A 16,825-nucleotide genomic window follows, 5' to 3' on the forward strand; every position below is an offset into this window, starting at 1 on the left:
GGAGCGTGCTACGCATGGTGTTCTCGTGCCCACCCCCGGCCCCTCCCGCAGGCGGGAGGGGAGAAATTAAGCCGCTTCCTCGCCCCGCATATAGTCCAGCAGCATTGCCAGTTCCTCGCGCAGATCCTTGCGATGCACCACGCGGTCCACCATCCCGTGCTTGTGGAGATATTCCGCGCGCTGGAAGCCTTCGGGCAATTGCTCGCGGATAGTGTCCTGGATCACACGTTGTCCGGCAAAACCGATAAGTGCGCCGGGCTCGGCAATCTGCACGTCGCCCAGCATCGCATAGCTGGCGGTGACGCCGCCCGTGGTCGGGTCGGTCAGCACCACGATATAGGGCAGGCCAGCCTGTTTCAGGCGCCGGGTCATCACGGTTGCCTTGGGCATCTGCATCAGGCTGAGAATGCCCTCCTGCATCCGCGCGCCGCCAGCCGCCGTCACGACGACATAGCCGCAGCCACGGTCGAGCGCTTCCTGAGCACCAGCGCAGAAGGCTGTGCCCACAGCCATGCCCATGCTGCCGCCCATAAATCCGAAATCCTGCACGCCGATCACGGCGGGCTGGTCTAGGATTGCGCCCGAACCCACTGTAAACGCGTCTTTGTGCGGGTTCTTAGCGCGCGCCTGTTTCAGCCGCTCGGTGTATTTCTTGCTGTCCTTGAACTTCAGCGGGTCTTCAGCAACCTCCGGCTGAGGGAGCACGGTGTATCCCTCGTCCAGCAGCAGGGCGAGGCGCTGATCCGCGCTTATACGGCCATGGTGCCCACAATTGGGGCAGACATGCAGGTTCTCCTCATACTCTTTGACGAAGAGCATTTCCTGACAGGAGGGGCATTTGACCCAAAGATTGTCGGGCGTTTCCCGCTTCGCCATGAAGGGGAGCGAGTTTCTGACGCGGGTGATCCAGTTCATGGTTGTGTCTTTGCCGCCGAATGCACTGCCTTGGCAAGGGAGGCCGTCAGCGCTTTGAGATGCTGCGGCGCGTCTGCCCCATGTTGGCCGACCAGTTCGACCAGCGCGGAACCGACCACAACGCCGTCCGCAACCTTGGCGATTTCGCCCGCTTGTTCCGGCGTGCGGACGCCGAAGCCGACCGCAATCGGCAGTTCGGTGGAGGCTTTGAGCCGCGCAACCGCATCGGCGATACTGGCCTGCGCCGCCTGCTGTTTGCCGGTGATCCCGGCGACCGAGACGTAATAAACGAAGCCGTTCGAACCGCTCAGCACCGTGGGCAGGCGCGCGGCATCGGTGGTGGGGGTGGCAAGGCGGATCGGCGCAATGCCCTTGGCGCGCAAAGCGGGGCCGAGGGCCTCGTCTTCCTCCGGCGGAATATCCACACAGATCACGCCGTCCACGCCAGCTTTGGCGCATTCGTCAGCAAACCATTCCGGCCCGCGCCGAACCATCGGATTGGCATAGCCCATCAGCACCAGCGGCACATCCGGGTGGCGCGCGCGGAATGCGGCGGCGATGGCGAATATGTCTGCCGTTGTGGTGCCAGCGCCCAGCGCGCGCAGGTTCGCTTCCTGAATGGCGGGGCCATCGGCCATCGGATCGGTGAAGGGCATCCCCAACTCGATCACATCCGCGCCGCCCTCGACCAAAGCATCGAGATTTGCGGAGGTGTTCCCGTCACCGGCGGTAACGAAGCAGACGAGAGCGGGGGAGGCGAAGGCGGCTTTGAAGCGGGTCAAGCTGACAAACCTTGTAGTTGGGGAATTGCAGGAACAGGAATGGCGGACAGGGTGACACGTGTAACCCTCGTGTCACCCGGGTTAAGTGGTTGTGGAGGAAGTGCTTTTTGGCATGGGCGTTACACATGGGCAGTTCTGGCGTGGTTTCTTTCGACGGTTCGGTTTCATCGCGTTGCCATGGCATATTCGAGGGGATGTAGGACAGCCTGGATTCCCACGTCACCCCGGCCCCAGAGTCGGGGGCCCGCTGCCTTTCGCGCCGCGCCCAAAGAAGCTGGACCCCGGATCAAGTCCGGGGCGACGGGATTTTTCGTCAGTCGGTTTATGGATACGCGGGTCATGCGCGGGGATTCCAGATTGCGGCGGCCAATGCGACGGCAAGCGCGATTCCCAGAGCAAATGGTGCGATTTCAGGGGCAGAGATCCCGCGTCCCGACACTACGAGCGCGAGCGCGGACAAAATAAACCCGATCGGTAATCCAATGAGAAAGAAGACACCGGCGCGGGCAGGGGAGAAGGTCAAATCTCCACTCCCAGCTTTTCGGCGACGGTGAAGATGTCCTTGTCGCCGCGTCCGCACAGATTCATGAGGATGATCTGATCGTCGGCCATTGTCTTGGCGCGATCTGCTACCGCGGCAATCGCGTGGCTCGGTTCCAATGCGGGGATGATGCCTTCGGTGCGGCAGAGCAGCTGGAAGCCGTCTAGCGCCTGCTCGTCGGTCACGGCGGTGTATTCGACCCGGCCGCTTTCCTTCAGCCAGGCGTGTTCGGGGCCGATGCCGGGATAGTCCAGACCGGCGCTGATCGAGTGGCCTTCGGTGATTTGGCCGTCTTCGTCCTGCAGCAGATAGGTCTTGTTGCCGTGCAGCACGCCGGGCGATCCGCCCAGCAGGCTGGCGGCGTGTTCGTCGCCGTCGAGGCCGTGGCCCGCAGCCTCCACACCGAGCATCTTCACTTGCCGATCATCGAGGAACGGGTGGAACAGGCCCAGCGCGTTCGATCCGCCGCCGATGCAAGCGACCAGCAGATCGGGCAGGCGGCCTGTCCGGCTGAGCATCTGCGCCCGCGCTTCGGTGCCGATCACGCTTTGGAAATCGCGGACCATTTCGGGATAGGGGTGCGGGCCGGCAGCGGTGCCGATGATGTAGAACGTGTCCTCCACATTCGCGACCCAGTCGCGCAGCCCTTCGTTCATCGCATCTTTCAATGTCGCGCCGCCGCTGGTGACGGGGACGACTTCAGCGCCCAGCAGCTTCATCCGGAAGACATTGGGCGACTGCCGCTTGACGTCCTCTGCGCCCATATAAATCACGCAGGGCAGGCCGAACCGCGCACAGACCGTGGCCGTGGCGACCCCGTGCTGGCCCGCGCCAGTCTCCGCGATAATCCGCTTCTTCCCCATGCGGATTGCGAGCAGGATCTGGCCGATACAATTGTTAATCTTGTGCGCGCCGGTATGGTTCAGCTCGTCGCGCTTGAACCAGACCTGTGCGCCCCCGAGCGCCTCAGTCAGCCGCTCGGCAAAATAGAGCGGGGAGGGGCGGCCAACATAATGCTCCAGCAGATCGTCGAACTGGGCTTTGAACGCCGGGTCGGCCTGCGCGGCGCGGTATTCACGTTCCAGGTCGAGGATCAGCGGCATCAGCGTTTCGGCGACATAGCGCCCGCCGAACTCGCCGAAATGCCCGCGATCGTCAGGCTGGGTGCGGTAGGAATTGGGTTGGTTCATCGAAACAAGGAAATCCGTTCGTGCTGAGCTTGTCGAAGTACGAGTGGCGGGTGCCTTGCCAGCCCTTCGACAAGCTCAGGGCGAACGGGTCAAGGGCCATGCATTCGTTATTGCGCCGCTTTACAGAAGCGCACAATCTTGTCGACGTCCTTTAGTCCGGGGGCCGTCTCTACGCCGCTGGAAGTGTCCACCAGAGGTGCGCCCGTTGCGGCAATCGCTTCGACGACATTGTTGGGCGTCAGGCCGCCTGCCAGCCCCCAGCGCGTTGCCCCGCGATAGGCCCTCAGCAGCGACCAGTCGAAGGTCAGCCCCATCCCGCCGGGCAGCGCCGCCTCGTCCGGAGTTTTGGCATCGAACAGCAGCAGATCCGCCGCGCCGCTATACTGGCCTGCGCGCTCCACATCTTGCGCGGTTGCAACCGACAGCGCTTTCCACACCGGCACGCCGAAGCGGGCCTTCACCTGTGCGCAGCGCCCGGGCGTTTCCTTGCCATGCAATTGAACCGCATCGAGTTTCCCGGCAGCAATTGCCTCGCCGATGAACGCATCATCGGCATTCACGAACAATCCCACCCGGCCAATCCGCGACCCGGCCCGTTCCGCCAAGGCAGATGCCTCCTCCATACCGACATTGCGCGGCGAAGGGGGGAAGAACACCAACCCGCAATAGTCCGCCCCACCGGTGATGCAGGCTTCCAGCGCTTCGGGCGTGGAAATCCCGCATATCTTTATCTCTGCCATGGATGCGGGCCTACAGCTCTTCGGCCATCGCGATGGTGTGGGCAATCGCCTCGCGTCCCTGTGGCTGCGAATGGCTCATCGCGACCACATCGAAGCGCGGGAAGGCAGCATCGACATTGCGCGCCGACTGCGCATAGGCAGCGGTGTCGGCATCGGCCAGATTGCCCAGCGTTGCGTTGTCCGTGCCCTTGATCATGCAGCCGCCAAAGACGATCCCCGCGGTGGGCACGCCGACAACGATATTGTCCCGCGTATGCGCGCCGCCGGGATAGTAGATTGAGAGCGGAGTGAGCGTGATCGATTGCTCTCCCTGAACCCAGCCATTGTCTGCGAATTGCAGAACGTTGCGTGCCGGCTCGAACCCGTTGTCCGGCGCGTCTTCATTGGTGAGGGGATGCGCATAGGTCGCAATGTCCGCCTGATGGAGCGCGGCAATACCGCCCATCTTGTCCTTGTGCCCATGGGTGATCACCGCCGCGCGGATCGGCTTCTCCAGCACGCCATCCGCCCATGCGACGATCTGCGCGGTTTGCGAATCGGTCCACGCGGTGTCGATCAGCAATGTGTTGTCGAAATCGACCACCAGCAGCCCGTTGGACGGCACCGGCCCGATACCGGGTAGATCAAGATAGGTGGTGTGCTGCCACACACCCGGAGCAAGCTCGCGAAACGCAACATCGCCGAAACGGGTCACATCATCGCCGCGCTCCTGCACGGCGGTAGATTGGTGGATTTCGCCCATCGGGATACAGGCGCTGACTGCCAGAGCTGCGAGTAGGCCGAGCGCCTGCCTCACAGCGTGGCCTCAATATCGCGCGCGGCCTGCGCCGGATCGTCAGCGCGGCTGATCGGGCGGCCGATGACGAGAACACTTGCGCCGTCATCGCGGGCCTTACGCGGAGTGACGACGCGCTTCTGGTCGCCCACGGCGGCACCAGCCGGGCGCAGGCCGGGGACGACGAAGAATCCCTTCTTCCACTGCTTGTGCACCGCGCCGACTTCCTGTCCGGAGCAGACAATCCCGTCGAGCCCCGATGCCTCCGCCAGTTCGGCCAGCCGCATCACATGATCGTGCGGTGTGCCTTTCACGCCTGTGCGTTCCAGATCGCGCTCGTCCATGCTGGTGAGCATGGTGACGCCGACGACCTTGGTGCCGTCCGCCGCTGCCGCTTTGGCATCCTCCATCATCGCGCGCCCGCCGCTGGTGTGCACCGTGACGATAGCGGGCTCCAGCACATGGATCGCCTGCATCGCCCCAGCGACCGTGTTGGGGATATCGTGCAGTTTCAGGTCGAGAAAAATCGGCAAGCCCAGATGCGCAATCTCATGCACGCCGTGCGCGCCGTGGGCGTAGAAGAATTCCATCCCCAGCTTCACCCCGCCGATATGCGCCTTGACCTTCTCCACCAGTGCCTTCGCTTGTTCGAGGCGGGGGAGGTCGAGCGCAAGGTAGACGGGGTTGCTCATACAATGTGTCCTAGGATGGATCGGAAGTCAGTGGCCCGGCATCGGGTTCAGGTGCCTTGGGCGCAGGAGCCGTGGCTGTGGCCGCTGGTGCGGGTGTCGGTGTCGGCGTAGCAAGACGGCGCTGGCTTTCCGCTGCCGCTTCCAAGGAGGAAATGCGCCGCTTCGCCCGCCACTGCGCGCCGCGATGGACCAGCCACATAGGCAGCAGTCCCAGCAGGAACGACACGACGACCAGCGCCGGAACCTTGGTTTCCAAGACCAGATTTTCCCAGATCGTTACCTCGACAGGCTGCCAGTTGAAGAACGAGAAGGCCAGCAAACCGGCAAGGATCAGGACCCACAAGAGTGTGCGGACGAGCTGCATCGACAAAGTCTCCCAAATATTCTCGCAATGCTAGGCGCAGGGCCGCAGGCCGTAAAGGGCTGGCAGATTAGCCGAAAACGCGGGCGAAGATCGTGTCGACATGCTTGAAGTGGTAAGCGAGATCGAACTTTTCCTCGAGTTCCTCGTCCGACAGGGCTGCCGTCACTTCGTCGTCGGCTTTCAGCAGATCGAGCAGTGATTGACGGCCATCGGATTCCCACACCTTCATCGCATTGCGCTGTACCAGACGATACGCATTGTCGCGCGTCACACCCGCCTGTGTCAGCGCCAGCATCACCCGCTGCGAGTGGATAAGGCCGCCCATTCGGTCCATGTTTGCCTGCATTCGCTCCGGGTAAACCAGCAGTTTGTCGATCACACCGGTCAGCCGCGCTAGGGCGAAGTCCAGCGTGATGGTCGCGTCGGGACCGATGAAGCGTTCAACCGACGAATGCGAAATATCCCGCTCGTGCCACAGCGCCACGTTCTCCAACGCGGGCATAGCGTAGCCGCGGATCATCCGCGCCTGTCCAGTCAGGTTCTCGGTGAGGATCGGGTTGCGCTTGTGCGGCATCGCGCTCGAGCCCTTTTGACCCGGCGCAAAATACTCCTCGGCTTCCAGAACTTCGGTGCGCTGGAGATGGCGAATCTCGACAGCCACGCGCTCGATTGAACCGGCAATGACGGCGAGGGTGGAGAAGAACATCGCATGCCTGTCACGCGGGATCACCTGCGTGCTGACGGGCTCGGGCTCCAGACCCAGCTCTTGCGCGACATGCTCTTCCACTTGCGGATCGATATTGGCGAAAGTGCCGACCGCGCCTGACACGGCGCAGGTCGCAATTTCGCGGCGCGCGGCCACCAGACGCTCGCGGTTGCGGGAAAACTCAGCATAGGCCTGCGCCAGTTTGAGGCCGAATGTCACCGGCTCAGCATGAATGCCGTGGCTGCGCCCGATGGTCGGGGTGTATTTATGCTCTTCGGCGCGCTTCTTGATCGCGGCCAGCAGCAGGTCGAGGTCTTCCAGCAAAATGTCCGCCGCGCGGGCCAACTGCACCGCCAGCGTGGTGTCGAGCACGTCCGAACTGGTCATGCCCTGATGCATGAACCGCGCTTCCGGCCCCACCTGTTCCGCAACCCAATCGAGGAAGGCGATGACATCGTGCTTGAGGATGGCTTCCTTGGCGTCGATCGCCGCGACATCGATTTTCGGATCGGTTGCCCACCAATCCCACAGCGCCTTGGCTGCGCTTTCCGGCACCACGCCGAGATCGGCCAGCTTCTGCGTCGCGTGCGCCTCGATCTCGAACCAGATGCGATACTTCGCCTCCGGCTCCCACAAAGCAGTCATGGCGGGACGGGCGTAACGAGGGACCATTGTCTTTTAACTCCGAAGAGGGGGGATTGCTGATTGCAGCGGCGGCTATCGGCCAGCCATTGCCTTGGCAAGACCGCAACCCGCAACGCTGACGATAAGACCGGGAACACGTGACCAATGCGACCAGCGGCACGGGCGAATTCCCGCGTGCAATGGCTTCTCTATTTCAATCAATCAGATTTTACCCGTTGGAGGAGCGCGCGATTTTCTTTACGCCTGTGTGGAACGAGCTTTGGGGAACCCTGTGCACATTAGGAACGCTTTTCTTGCCAGCACCGTAATTGCGGTGCCTTTTACTGCAGCCAATGCAGGTGAAACCATTCTTTACCGCGAGCCTGCGGATTGGGTGCAGGCTGTGGATATTGCAGACTACACATCCTCGAGCGACACGGTTGTCATCCTCGATAAGCAGTCTCGTTTCGAGGACGGCGAGCGGCGGAATTATGTCGACGTTGCGCTCAGGATGGAAAACCCCGAAGCGCTGACTCAGTTCGGGACAGTTAACGTGCAATGGCTGCCGGAAAAAGGCGATCTGGTCGTGCACCGCGTGGACATTGTCCGAGGCGGCACAGTCATCAATGTGCTGGAGGACGAGACCCTCTTTCAGGTCCTGCGGCGCGAAGCACAGTTGGAGAAGCGCACGCTGGACGGGGTTCTGACGGCGTCGGCAGTAATTCCCGGCCTTCAGGTGGGCGATATCCTTCGCTACTCGATTACCACCAGTTCGCGCGATGGGGCGCTCGATGGGAATATCCAGCATTATGACGGCATCCAGCAGGAACCGCTGGAGATCGGCTTTGGCCGGGCCTTGCTTTCGTGGCCGGTGGATGAGGGGCTGTCTTACCGGACCGGGCCCGATTTCAGCGCTGTGGATGTCCCGCTTGAAACGCGGGGCGGCTATCACTGGCTGGATATTTCCATGCCGATTGCAAAAATGCCGGACCGGCCCAAGGACGCGCCTATGCGCTTTCGCCGGGGTCCCTATGTGCAGGTCACCTCGTTTGACGACTGGCAGGATGTTTCGCGTTTGCTTGCCCCGCATTTCCAGCTTCAGGGACAGATTGCGGATGGCAGCGAACTGGCGACCAAGATTGCTGAAATTGCAGCGGCGACCACCGATGAGCTGGAACGCGCCTCGCTCGCTCTGCGTTTCGTGCAGGACGAGATTGGCTATCTCGCCAATGGCCTCAACAATGGCAATTATCTGCCGCAATCCCCGCAGGAAACGTGGGATGCGCGATATGGGGACTGCAAGGCCAAGTCCTACCTCCTCGCGGTGGTGCTTGGCGAGCTGGGTATCCCGGCTGAGACAGTTCTGGTGCACAGCGAGCGCGGAGACCTTGTGGCTGACAGCCTGCCGATGCTGGGAGTCTTCGATCATATGATCGTGAAAACTCAGATCGATGGCCGCGATTACTGGCTGGATGGCACCAGCAGAGGCGGCCGGATCGACACAATGGACGAAGTGCCCGCATTCTATTTCGGTCTGCCGGTTACCGACGCGGGTTCCGACCTTGAAGAAATCACGCAGCGTTTTCAGCAGACGCCGGACCGGATCCTGAACGTCACTTACGACCTCACCGCCGGCCTCGACATGCCGGTGCTGTATACTGCCGAAGTCAAAGGGCGGGGGTCGCTGGGCGCTTTGCTACGGCCTCAGGCGGACGAGACCGATGACGAGGCACTCCGCAAATTTGCTGGCGACTGGCTCGAGAATATCGTCGGCGAGGCGGACATTTACGGCGTGGAAGTGACCTATGACAATGAGCAGGGCGTTGGCACCATGCGGGCCAGCGGCATCATGGAGCCGCAATTCGAGTTCGGCCGCGATCGCGGCAAATGGGAACTGGCTCTGCCGTCTACCAATCTTAAACTCAATGCCGACCGCGCACGGGCAGAATGGCGCGATATTCCCGTGCGGTTTGGCGGACCGTCTTTCTATATCGAGAATTTCGAGGCGACGTTGCCCGACGAGGCCGGCGAAATCACCATTCGCGGAGAGCTGGAGAGCGAAGTAACCGCGGGCGGAATCCGCGCAGCGCGCACCGGCTCATATACAGGAACCCGCATTGCGCTGACCGACTCCCTCAACACCATCCCGGCCGTCCTGCCGAGCGATTCCCTGTCCGACGCGAGGCGTTCCGTTCGTCGATATTCCAGCGCCGACCCTGTCATCCGCGTGAGCAAGGCGAAGCGCGCATGGGATTTCAGCGATGCGCAGTTGCGCGACCGCATGGCATCGGTCATCGCTGCTTTCGACCGCATCGTGGCCGAGCAACCCGATGAAGGTTATCCGCTGAGCGCGCGGGCCTATTATCGCACCGAAGCCCGCGACTTTTCCGGGGCTTTGATCGATTACGATGCAGCTATCGCGATGGAGGCAACGCCGGGGCTATACGCTTCGCGGGCCTGGGCCCATACGATGGCGGGCAATTATGAGGCGGCGATTACCGATGCGCGTGAGGCCTTCGATGCGCGCGGAACCATCGGTGATCGAACCCGCCTGTCCGACCTTCTGGCCCGCACCGGCAGAACCGAGGAAGCGCTCGATTTGCTCGACCCCGACGAGTTTTCCGGCGATGACCGTCGGTCCATAATTTATGAGCGCATGCTGGTTCTCGCTGAAGTCGGACGCGATGAGGAGGGATTTGAATGGGCAGACGAGCTTGTCCTCGATCAGCCGGACGAAAGCGGAGCGTGGAACAACAAGTGCTGGTTCATGGCTCTTGCCGACCACCGGATCGATCAGGCCGCCGAGGTGTGCGACGAGGCGGTGGACCTGGGTGATTATTCTGCGAGCACGCTGGATAGCCGGGCTTTCGCGCATTTTCGCGCTGGCAATCTGGAGGAAGCAGAAAACGATCTGCTGGCCGCGCTTCGGCGCAATCCCGGCATGTCGGGTAGCACCTATCTGCTAGGCATCATCCGGCGTGAAACGGGCAGTCGCCGCGAAGGGCAGGAACTTATCAGGAAAGCCCAGCGCATCTGGCCGGATGTGATCCCGTATTATAGGCGCTTCGGGATCGAGTAGAGCCTCAGCGCGCTCTTTGCAGACAAGGCGACCCTTAGATCAGCCCCTTCGCACGCAGGCTGGTGTGGCCCTCCCGCCCCACGATGACGTGATCGTGAACGGTAATGCCGAGCAGGCGGCCTGCCTCGGCAATGCGCTGTGTAATTTGAATATCGGCGCGGCTGGGCTCCGGGTTGCCGCTGGGGTGATTGTGCACGAGGATCAGCGCAGTTGAGCCAAGGTCGAGGCCTTGCCGGATCACTTCGCGCGGATGGATTGCGGCTTCGTCGATCGAGCCGTCGCCCACATGATGATCGCGGATCAGACGGTTGCGGGTATCGAGATAGAGCACGCGCACGCGCTCCACGGTCAGGTTCGCCATATCGATGGACAGGTAGTCGAGCAGCGCCTGCCAGCTGCCCAGAACAGGCTGTTTCTGCACCTTGCTCCGGGCCATCCGGCGGGCCGCTAATGCCGTGGCTTTCAGCGTCGCGGCGCTGGTCTCGCCCATACCCTTCACCCCGGCCAAAGCTCCGGGGTCCGCATCCAGCACCGCGCCCAGCGATCCGAACCGGTCGAGCAAGCGTTTGGCCAGAGCCTTGGTATCGCCCTGCCGGAAAGCGCCGAACAGCAGATATTCAAGCACTTCGTAATCGGCCAGCGCTTCCGCTCCGCCGGTCAGCAACCGGTCGCGCAGGCGCTGGCGATGGCCCGTGCCGCCATGGGCAGGGCGCTTCTTGGCCAACCCTCGTGAAGTCTCGTCAGCTTGCGGCAATTCTTTCCCCGCTATGGGCCCCGCTAAAGCGAGGTGGCGCGATCGATTGGCAGCATTGCCTTTGCCATGCGCTGCGCGCAAGTGGAGGCTGATGGCTGAGGCTGAAGAAATTGGACCGGATGTTGCCGAGGAGGCCGTTCCCACGGCCAGCAGCCTGCGCCGCCGTCGCAACTGGGTGGCGCGTGTGCTGCTGGTGCTTTTTCTCGTTTTGGTCGCGGTGCTGCTGGTGCTGTGGGCCAATCGCACCGATTACGCGAAAGGCTTTATCGACGAGGAACTGGAGGCTTACGACCTTCCCATCACCTACAAGGTAGAGGATATTTCGGGCGAGCAGCAGGTCCTGACCAATATCGTCGTTGGCGATCCAGAAAGGCCCGACCTGACGGTCGATCGGATCGAGGTCAATCTGGTCTACCGGCTCACGGGGCCGGAACTGGGGCAGATCCGCGTGTTCCGCCCGCGTCTATGGGGAGAGGCGGGGCCGGAGGGCATCAGCTTTGGCACGCTCGATGAATTGCTGTTCGGGACTAGCGAAGACGAGGCCGGATTGCCGGAGCGCGATATCGCCATCGTGGATGGCCGGGCGCGGATCGATACGCCTTACGGGCCCATCGGGCTCAAGGCCGACGGCGAAGGCGTGCTGGCCGACGGGTTTCTGGGCATGATGGCGGCCAATGCGCCCCGTCTGGTGCTGGGCGACTGCGTGGCCGAAAAGGCAACGCTCTATGGCAAGTTCACCATTACCGGCGGCAGACCGAGGATCAGCGGGCCGCTGCGGCTGGCAGAAGGCACCTGCGGCGGTGGCAATGGCAGTATCGCGCTGGCCGGTGCTGCACTGCCGGTGGTGGTAACGGCGGACGAGGACTTTTCTGGCATCGCAGCCACCTATGAAGGGCGGATCGCCAGCCTTTCGGCGGCTGGGACCGGCGCGGGGCCGACCAATGTGTCGGGCAGGCTGGAATATGGCGAAGACCGCTTGGTTGGCAGCTATGACATCACGGCCCGGGCACTCAAAAGCGGCGCGGTCGGCGCTTCGCGCGTGGTCATGGGCGGCAGCTTCCGGTCCGCCGAAGGCTTCGCCTCGTGGGATGTCTCCGCCGAAGGCACTGCCGAGAATATCCAGATAGGCCGCGGCTTCACCGCGGCACTGGACGATGCGCAGGCGGGCGCCGCCGACACGCTGGCGGCCCCGATCATCGCCCGGTTGGCGCGCGCTTTGGAGCAGCAGGTTCCCGGTTCGCAGCTGCGGGCAAGCATTCGCTACCGCACTGGCCGCGACGGAGCGACAGTCACCATCCCGCGCGCGGTTCTGGCCAATCGCGGCGGCGCGGTGCTCGCTTCGCTGTCGCGGGGCAGTGCGGTGCTGGGCACGCCGATCCCCCGGCTGTCAGGCAATATCGCCACAGGCGGGCCGGATTTGCCGCGCATCGAGGGACGGATGGAGCGGGCCGCCAATGGCCAGCTGGCTCTCAATCTGGGGATGGCAGAATATGGTGTCGGCAGCGACAGGATCGCAATTCCGCAGATGACCGTTCGCCAATCGCCCGGCGGAGCGTTGGCATTCGAAGGGCTGGCGAGGGCGAGCGGCAAACTGCCCGGCGGAACGGTGCAGGGGCTGGAAATGCCGGTCAGCGGCAGCTGGACGTCCGGCGCGGGGCTGGCGCTATGGAATGGCTGCACGAGAGCTCGTTTTGACAAGCTGGTCTATGCCAATCTGGAGCTGGGGCGGCAGGACCTGACCATGTGCCCGGCCAGCGGCAAACCAATCTTGCAAGCCGGAGCGGGAGCCGGGGCAAGGGGCTTCCGCATCGCGGCGGGTGTGCCTTCGCTGGCGGTCTCCGGCACACTGGGCGGTACGCGGCTGAAACTGGGCAGCGGGCCGGTCGGCTTTGCATGGCCGGGTACGCTGAAGGCGCGCGCGCTGGATGTCGAGCTTGGACCGCCGGAGACTGGGGTGCGCTTTGCCGTATCCGAATTGACCGGGCGGCTGGGCGATGAACTGGCAGGCAGTTTCGCCGAGGCCGATGTGCGGCTTGCCACTGTACCGCTCGATATTCTGCAAGCCAGCGGCGACTGGGCTTACCGCGATGGCATTATCGCTATCGACCAGGGGGCATTCGTGCTGGAGGACCGGGAGGAGGTCGACCGGTTCGAGCCGCTCATCGCGCGCGATGCCAGCCTGACCCTTGCTGACAATGTTATCACCGCGAACGCCTTGCTGCGCACGCCCGCCAATGATGCGGTGATTACGGCGCTGGATTTGCGGCACGATCTGACGACCAGCGCCGGTTTCGCCGATCTCGACGTGCCGGGCATACGCTTTGGCGACGCGCTTCAACCCACGGATTTGACCTATCTCGCGCTGGGCGTTGTGGCGAACGTGCGTGGGCCGGTGACCGGCTCGGGCAGGATCGACTGGAATTCGGATACGGTAACCAGCACGGGCCGATTCTCTTCCGAAGGCCTCGATCTGGCGGCGATCTTCGGCCCCGTGGAGAACGCGCGCGGAACCATCGTCTTCGATGATTTGCTGGGCCTGACGACCGCTCCGGACCAGCGTTTGTCCATCGGGGCGATCAATCCGGGGATCGAGGTGTTCGATGGCACGGTCCAGTTCTCGCTGACCAATGGAGAGCTTCTGGCGGTTCAGGGCGGCAGCTGGCCGTTCCTCGGCGGCACGCTGGAGATGGCGCCATCGCGGATCACCATCGGGCTCAGCGAGGTGCGGGAATATACTTTCAAGATCACCGGTCTGGAGGCATCGCAGCTGCTCGAACGGCTGGAACTGGCCAATTTCTCGGCTGATGGCGTGTTCGACGGACAGATGAAGATCGTTTTCGACCGCATGGGGAACGGTCGCATCGATCAGGGTCTGCTGTCCTCGCGCGCACCGGGGGGCAGCCTCTCTTATGTTGGCGAGCTGACCTATGAAGACCTTTCGCCGATTGCCAATTTCGCCTTCGATGCGCTGCGCTCGCTCCAGTACGAGCGGATGGAGGTCGGCATAGATGGCCCGCTGACCGGTGATATTCTGACCAAGGTCCGGTTCGACGGAGTCAGCCAGGGGGAGGGCGCAAAGCGCAATTTCATCACCCGGCGACTGGCCAATCTGCCGCTGCGATTCAATGTGAATATCCGCGCGCCGTTTTATCAGCTGCTGACCAATGTGCGCTCGATCTATGATCCGGCGTTTGTCCGCGACCCGCGCGAATTGGGGCTGGTCTCCGAAGACGGAACCCGGCTCCGTCCCTCGATTAGCGGAGAGGATGCGCCCGAAGTGGTCGACCCCGATTTCCCCGCCACGCTAGACGCCGCCCCATCGGACCCGTCCGTTCAGTCCTCCGAAAGCGAGAATATGCGATGAACCCATTCAAATTGACGACTCGCCTGCGCTTTGCAAAGAAGCCCCGCAGACGGGGGGCTGAGCATATGCTAAAGGGCAGGGCGGCCAGATGGGGTGCTGTGATGGCGGTCCCGCTTGCTTTGGGCGGCTGCATTCAGGTGAATGCACCGGACGATGCGATCGTGATCGAACTCAACATCAACATCCGGCAGGAAGTGATTTATCAGCTCGCGGCGGATGTCCGTGACAATATTGACGAAAACCCCGATATCTTCTGATGCGGGCGAACAAGGAAATGCCAATGTCTATGCAGGCAAAACACATCGCAAAAGCAGGCCTTCTGGGTCTCGCCGCGCTGTCGCTCGCCATTCCGACTTCGGCCATGGCGCAGCGCGACCCTGCCTATGCCGCTGCCCGGGCCAATGGCTCCATTGGCGAAAAGATGGACGGCTATCTGGGCGTGGTGGGCAATCAGGATGCGTCGATTCGCAAGCTGGTCGCCGACCTCAACATCAAGCGCCGGGCGAATTACACCCAGCGTGCGCAGGGCCAGAATGCGACGATCGAGGAATACGCCTTCACGCAGGGCTGTGTGCTGATCAATCGCACCGTGCCGGGCGAGAAATATCAGGCCCCCAGCGGAAACTGGGAAACCCGCGGGTCCGCTGCGCCGCAGCGCGATCCCCGCTGCCCGTAATTTTCGCACCCTGAGCGCGTCCGAAAAACCACCACGAGAACCGTCGCCATCGGTTGACTTGGCCCAGCCCCCCACCTAAGGGGAGCGCGCCCTCGGCGGGCAGGTTTCGCCCGTGCCGCGCATTCCCACACAGGAGCATGGCATGAGCGATGACAAGTCCGCACGGGAACCCATTGCCGAGGATGCGCGAATTGACGCGCTCGAAGAGCGGTTGAAGACCGCACGCGAGCGTGAAGAAGAGCGCAACCGTCCCAAGGCAAGCGGTGCCGATGCGAATTACCGCAGTGGCAACCGTGTGCTGGCGGATTTGCTTGGCGGGATTCTCGGCGGTTTGGTTATCGGCTTTGCGGTTGACTCGCTGTTCGATACCTCGCCCTGGGGTCTGTTGATCGGGCTGTTCCTCGGAATAGTCGTGGCCTTCAGAAACATTTTCAAGATGGCGAGCACGCAGAGCCAGACCCCGCCGGAAGACGGGTAACAGGTTCAGGCTCGCCGGAAACCGAACGCGCCGTTTTGGCGCAAACGCACAGGGAATTATCGTGGCCGCCGAAGAGGGCAAAGTCGACCCGATGCACCAGTTCCATATCGAGCCCATTCTGGGTTCGGAGAACTGGGAAATTGCCGGTTTCAACATCGCTTTTACCAACAGCTCGATGTGGATGATGATCACCACCATCGTGCTGTTCGTATTTGTCTGGGGCGGCATGAAGCGCGAGCTCGTGCCCGGCCGCTGGCAGGTCATGGTGGAAAGCGCGACCGGCTTCATCGATGATATGCTGGAAGCAAACATCGGGAAAGAAGGGAAGAAATACGTCCCTTACGTCTTCTCGCTGTTCATGTTCATCCTGTTCGCCAACCTGCTCGGCCTATTGCCGCTGGGCATTGTCGGCATCCACCCGTTCACCTTCACCAGCCACTTCACCGTCACTGGCGTTCTGGCTGTCATCAGCTTCGCGATCGTCCTGATCGTGGGCTTCTGGAAGCACGGCTTCCATTTCTTCAGCCTGTTCGTGCCCCACGGCACGCCGCTGCCGATGATCCCGATCATCTTCCCGATCGAGCTGATCTCGTTCCTCGTGCGCCCGTTCAGCCTCGCGCTGCGACTGTTCGTTGCGATGATGGCCGGGCACGTGCTGCTCAAGGTTCTGTCGAGCTTCGTGATCGACGGGACCAACGCCGGTATCGGTTTCGGCCTGCTGGTCGGTGTACCCAGCTTCGTCCTGATGATCGGTATCAGCGCGCTGGAAATTCTGGTCGCCGGCATTCAGGCCTATGTTTTCGCTCTTCTGACGTCGCTCTACATCAACGACGCAGAGAACCTTCACTAAGTTATTTTCACAACACACAGAATTTAAAGGAATTTTCTAATGGACGCAGAAGCAGCAAAGCTCATTGGTGCCGGTCTCGCAGCAATCGGTGCCGGTATGGCCGCTATCGGTGTGGGTAACGTGTTCGGCTCGTTCCTCGAGAGCGCACTGCGCAATCCGGGCGCCGCTGACGGCCAGCAGGGCCGCCTGTTCATCGGCTTCGCCGCTGCCGAGCTTCTCGGTCTGCTGGCATTCGTTGTCGCCATGATCCTGATCTTCGTCGCCTGATCGGTTGACGTTTTGGTGCTGCGGGCCG

At 62.4% G+C, this 16,825-nt stretch carries 16 protein-coding genes; 7 read left to right on the plus strand and 9 right to left on the minus strand.

Features of this window, described 5'->3' with window-relative positions; translation table 11 throughout:
- Positions 1-66 precede the first annotated feature (66 nt).
- The 8 genes from accD to purB form a co-directional block, all read right to left on the minus strand.
- Positions 67-915, minus strand: coding sequence for an acetyl-CoA carboxylase, carboxyltransferase subunit beta (accD, locus tag ACFCW2_RS10970; RefSeq protein ID WP_379546379.1), 849 nt, complete (start codon positions 913-915; stop codon positions 67-69).
- Positions 912-1,697 (minus strand): tryptophan synthase subunit alpha, encoded by a 786-nt coding sequence (trpA, locus tag ACFCW2_RS10975; RefSeq protein WP_379546381.1) that lies wholly within the window; start codon positions 1,695-1,697, stop codon positions 912-914. Before trpA ends, accD begins: the two co-directional genes overlap by 4 nt.
- A 519-nt stretch (positions 1,698-2,216) precedes the next feature.
- Positions 2,217-3,428, minus strand: a complete 1,212-nt coding sequence (gene trpB / locus ACFCW2_RS10980) for a tryptophan synthase subunit beta (protein WP_379546383.1) — start codon at positions 3,426-3,428, stop codon at positions 2,217-2,219.
- Positions 3,429-3,535: 107 nt separating this feature from the next.
- The gene (locus ACFCW2_RS10985) at positions 3,536-4,168 is read right to left on the minus strand and encodes a phosphoribosylanthranilate isomerase (RefSeq protein ID WP_379546385.1); all 633 of its coding nucleotides are present in this window, start codon (positions 4,166-4,168) and stop codon (positions 3,536-3,538) included.
- Between the two features lie 10 nt (positions 4,169-4,178).
- Positions 4,179-4,910 (minus strand): subclass B1 metallo-beta-lactamase, encoded by a 732-nt coding sequence (gene bla, locus ACFCW2_RS10990; protein ID WP_379548974.1) that lies wholly within the window; start codon positions 4,908-4,910, stop codon positions 4,179-4,181.
- A gap of 50 nt (positions 4,911-4,960) precedes the next feature.
- Positions 4,961-5,635 (minus strand): orotidine-5'-phosphate decarboxylase, encoded by a 675-nt coding sequence (pyrF, locus tag ACFCW2_RS10995; protein WP_379546386.1) that lies wholly within the window; start codon positions 5,633-5,635, stop codon positions 4,961-4,963.
- 10 nt (positions 5,636-5,645) lie between these two features.
- Positions 5,646-5,999: a DUF1049 domain-containing protein gene (locus ACFCW2_RS11000; RefSeq protein WP_379546388.1), complete on the minus strand. Its 354-nt coding sequence runs from the start codon at positions 5,997-5,999 to the stop codon at positions 5,646-5,648.
- Between the two features lie 67 nt (positions 6,000-6,066).
- Entirely contained in the window at positions 6,067-7,377 is a 1,311-nt protein-coding gene (gene purB, locus ACFCW2_RS11005) for an adenylosuccinate lyase (protein WP_379546389.1), read from the minus strand.
- Between the two features lie 286 nt (positions 7,378-7,663).
- Between purB and ACFCW2_RS11010 the strand changes: the two genes are divergently transcribed.
- Positions 7,664-10,408, plus strand: a complete 2,745-nt coding sequence (locus tag ACFCW2_RS11010; protein WP_379546390.1) for a DUF3857 domain-containing protein — start codon at positions 7,664-7,666, stop codon at positions 10,406-10,408.
- 34 nt (positions 10,409-10,442) lie between these two features.
- On the opposite strand, the gene radC is transcribed toward ACFCW2_RS11010, so the two are convergent.
- Positions 10,443-11,132, minus strand: a complete 690-nt coding sequence (gene radC / locus ACFCW2_RS11015; protein WP_379546392.1) for a RadC family protein — start codon at positions 11,130-11,132, stop codon at positions 10,443-10,445.
- Between the two features lie 121 nt (positions 11,133-11,253).
- Between radC and ACFCW2_RS11020 the strand changes: the two genes are divergently transcribed.
- The 6 genes from ACFCW2_RS11020 (at position 11,254) to ACFCW2_RS11045 (ending at position 16,797) form a co-directional block, all read left to right on the plus strand.
- Positions 11,254-14,526 (plus strand): intermembrane phospholipid transport protein YdbH family protein, encoded by a 3,273-nt coding sequence (locus ACFCW2_RS11020; protein ID WP_379546393.1) that lies wholly within the window; start codon positions 11,254-11,256, stop codon positions 14,524-14,526.
- A gap of 101 nt (positions 14,527-14,627) precedes the next feature.
- Positions 14,628-14,783, plus strand: coding sequence for a YnbE family lipoprotein (locus ACFCW2_RS11025; protein ID WP_379546395.1), 156 nt, complete (start codon positions 14,628-14,630; stop codon positions 14,781-14,783).
- 23 nt (positions 14,784-14,806) lie between these two features.
- Positions 14,807-15,202 (plus strand): YdbL family protein, encoded by a 396-nt coding sequence (locus ACFCW2_RS11030; RefSeq protein ID WP_379546396.1) that lies wholly within the window; start codon positions 14,807-14,809, stop codon positions 15,200-15,202.
- Positions 15,203-15,344: 142 nt separating this feature from the next.
- Entirely contained in the window at positions 15,345-15,680 is a 336-nt protein-coding gene (locus ACFCW2_RS11035) for an AtpZ/AtpI family protein (protein ID WP_379546397.1), read from the plus strand.
- Positions 15,681-15,771: 91 nt separating this feature from the next.
- A complete protein-coding gene (locus tag ACFCW2_RS11040; RefSeq protein ID WP_379548975.1) occupies positions 15,772-16,530 on the plus strand; it encodes a F0F1 ATP synthase subunit A in 759 nt (252 codons plus the stop codon).
- A 39-nt stretch (positions 16,531-16,569) separates the two neighbouring features.
- The gene (locus tag ACFCW2_RS11045; protein WP_114520182.1) at positions 16,570-16,797 is read left to right on the plus strand and encodes a F0F1 ATP synthase subunit C; all 228 of its coding nucleotides are present in this window, start codon (positions 16,570-16,572) and stop codon (positions 16,795-16,797) included.
- The last annotated feature ends 28 nt before the right edge of the window (positions 16,798-16,825 follow it).

Source organism: Qipengyuania algicola, from assembly GCF_042492175.1.
Lineage (GTDB): Bacteria > Pseudomonadota > Alphaproteobacteria > Sphingomonadales > Sphingomonadaceae > CAJXSN01.

Coding starts and splice junctions, on each gene's coding strand:
- ACFCW2_RS11035 (WP_379546397.1), top strand. CDS start 15,345: ATGAGCGATGACAAGTCCGCACGGGAACCCATTGCCGAGGATGCGCGA.
- purB (WP_379546389.1), bottom strand. CDS start 7,377: ATGGTCCCTCGTTACGCCCGTCCCGCCATGACTGCTTTGTGGGAGCCG.
- ACFCW2_RS11040 (WP_379548975.1), top strand. CDS start 15,772: ATGCACCAGTTCCATATCGAGCCCATTCTGGGTTCGGAGAACTGGGAA.
- ACFCW2_RS10985 (WP_379546385.1), bottom strand. CDS start 4,168: ATGGCAGAGATAAAGATATGCGGGATTTCCACGCCCGAAGCGCTGGAA.
- ACFCW2_RS11000 (WP_379546388.1), bottom strand. CDS start 5,999: ATGCAGCTCGTCCGCACACTCTTGTGGGTCCTGATCCTTGCCGGTTTG.
- ACFCW2_RS11030 (WP_379546396.1), top strand. CDS start 14,807: ATGTCTATGCAGGCAAAACACATCGCAAAAGCAGGCCTTCTGGGTCTC.
- ACFCW2_RS11025 (WP_379546395.1), top strand. CDS start 14,628: ATGGCGGTCCCGCTTGCTTTGGGCGGCTGCATTCAGGTGAATGCACCG.
- ACFCW2_RS11045 (WP_114520182.1), top strand. CDS start 16,570: ATGGACGCAGAAGCAGCAAAGCTCATTGGTGCCGGTCTCGCAGCAATC.
- trpB (WP_379546383.1), bottom strand. CDS start 3,428: ATGAACCAACCCAATTCCTACCGCACCCAGCCTGACGATCGCGGGCAT.
- accD (WP_379546379.1), bottom strand. CDS start 915: ATGAACTGGATCACCCGCGTCAGAAACTCGCTCCCCTTCATGGCGAAG.
- pyrF (WP_379546386.1), bottom strand. CDS start 5,635: ATGAGCAACCCCGTCTACCTTGCGCTCGACCTCCCCCGCCTCGAACAA.
- bla (WP_379548974.1), bottom strand. CDS start 4,910: ATGGGCGAAATCCACCAATCTACCGCCGTGCAGGAGCGCGGCGATGAT.
- ACFCW2_RS11020 (WP_379546393.1), top strand. CDS start 11,254: ATGGCTGAGGCTGAAGAAATTGGACCGGATGTTGCCGAGGAGGCCGTT.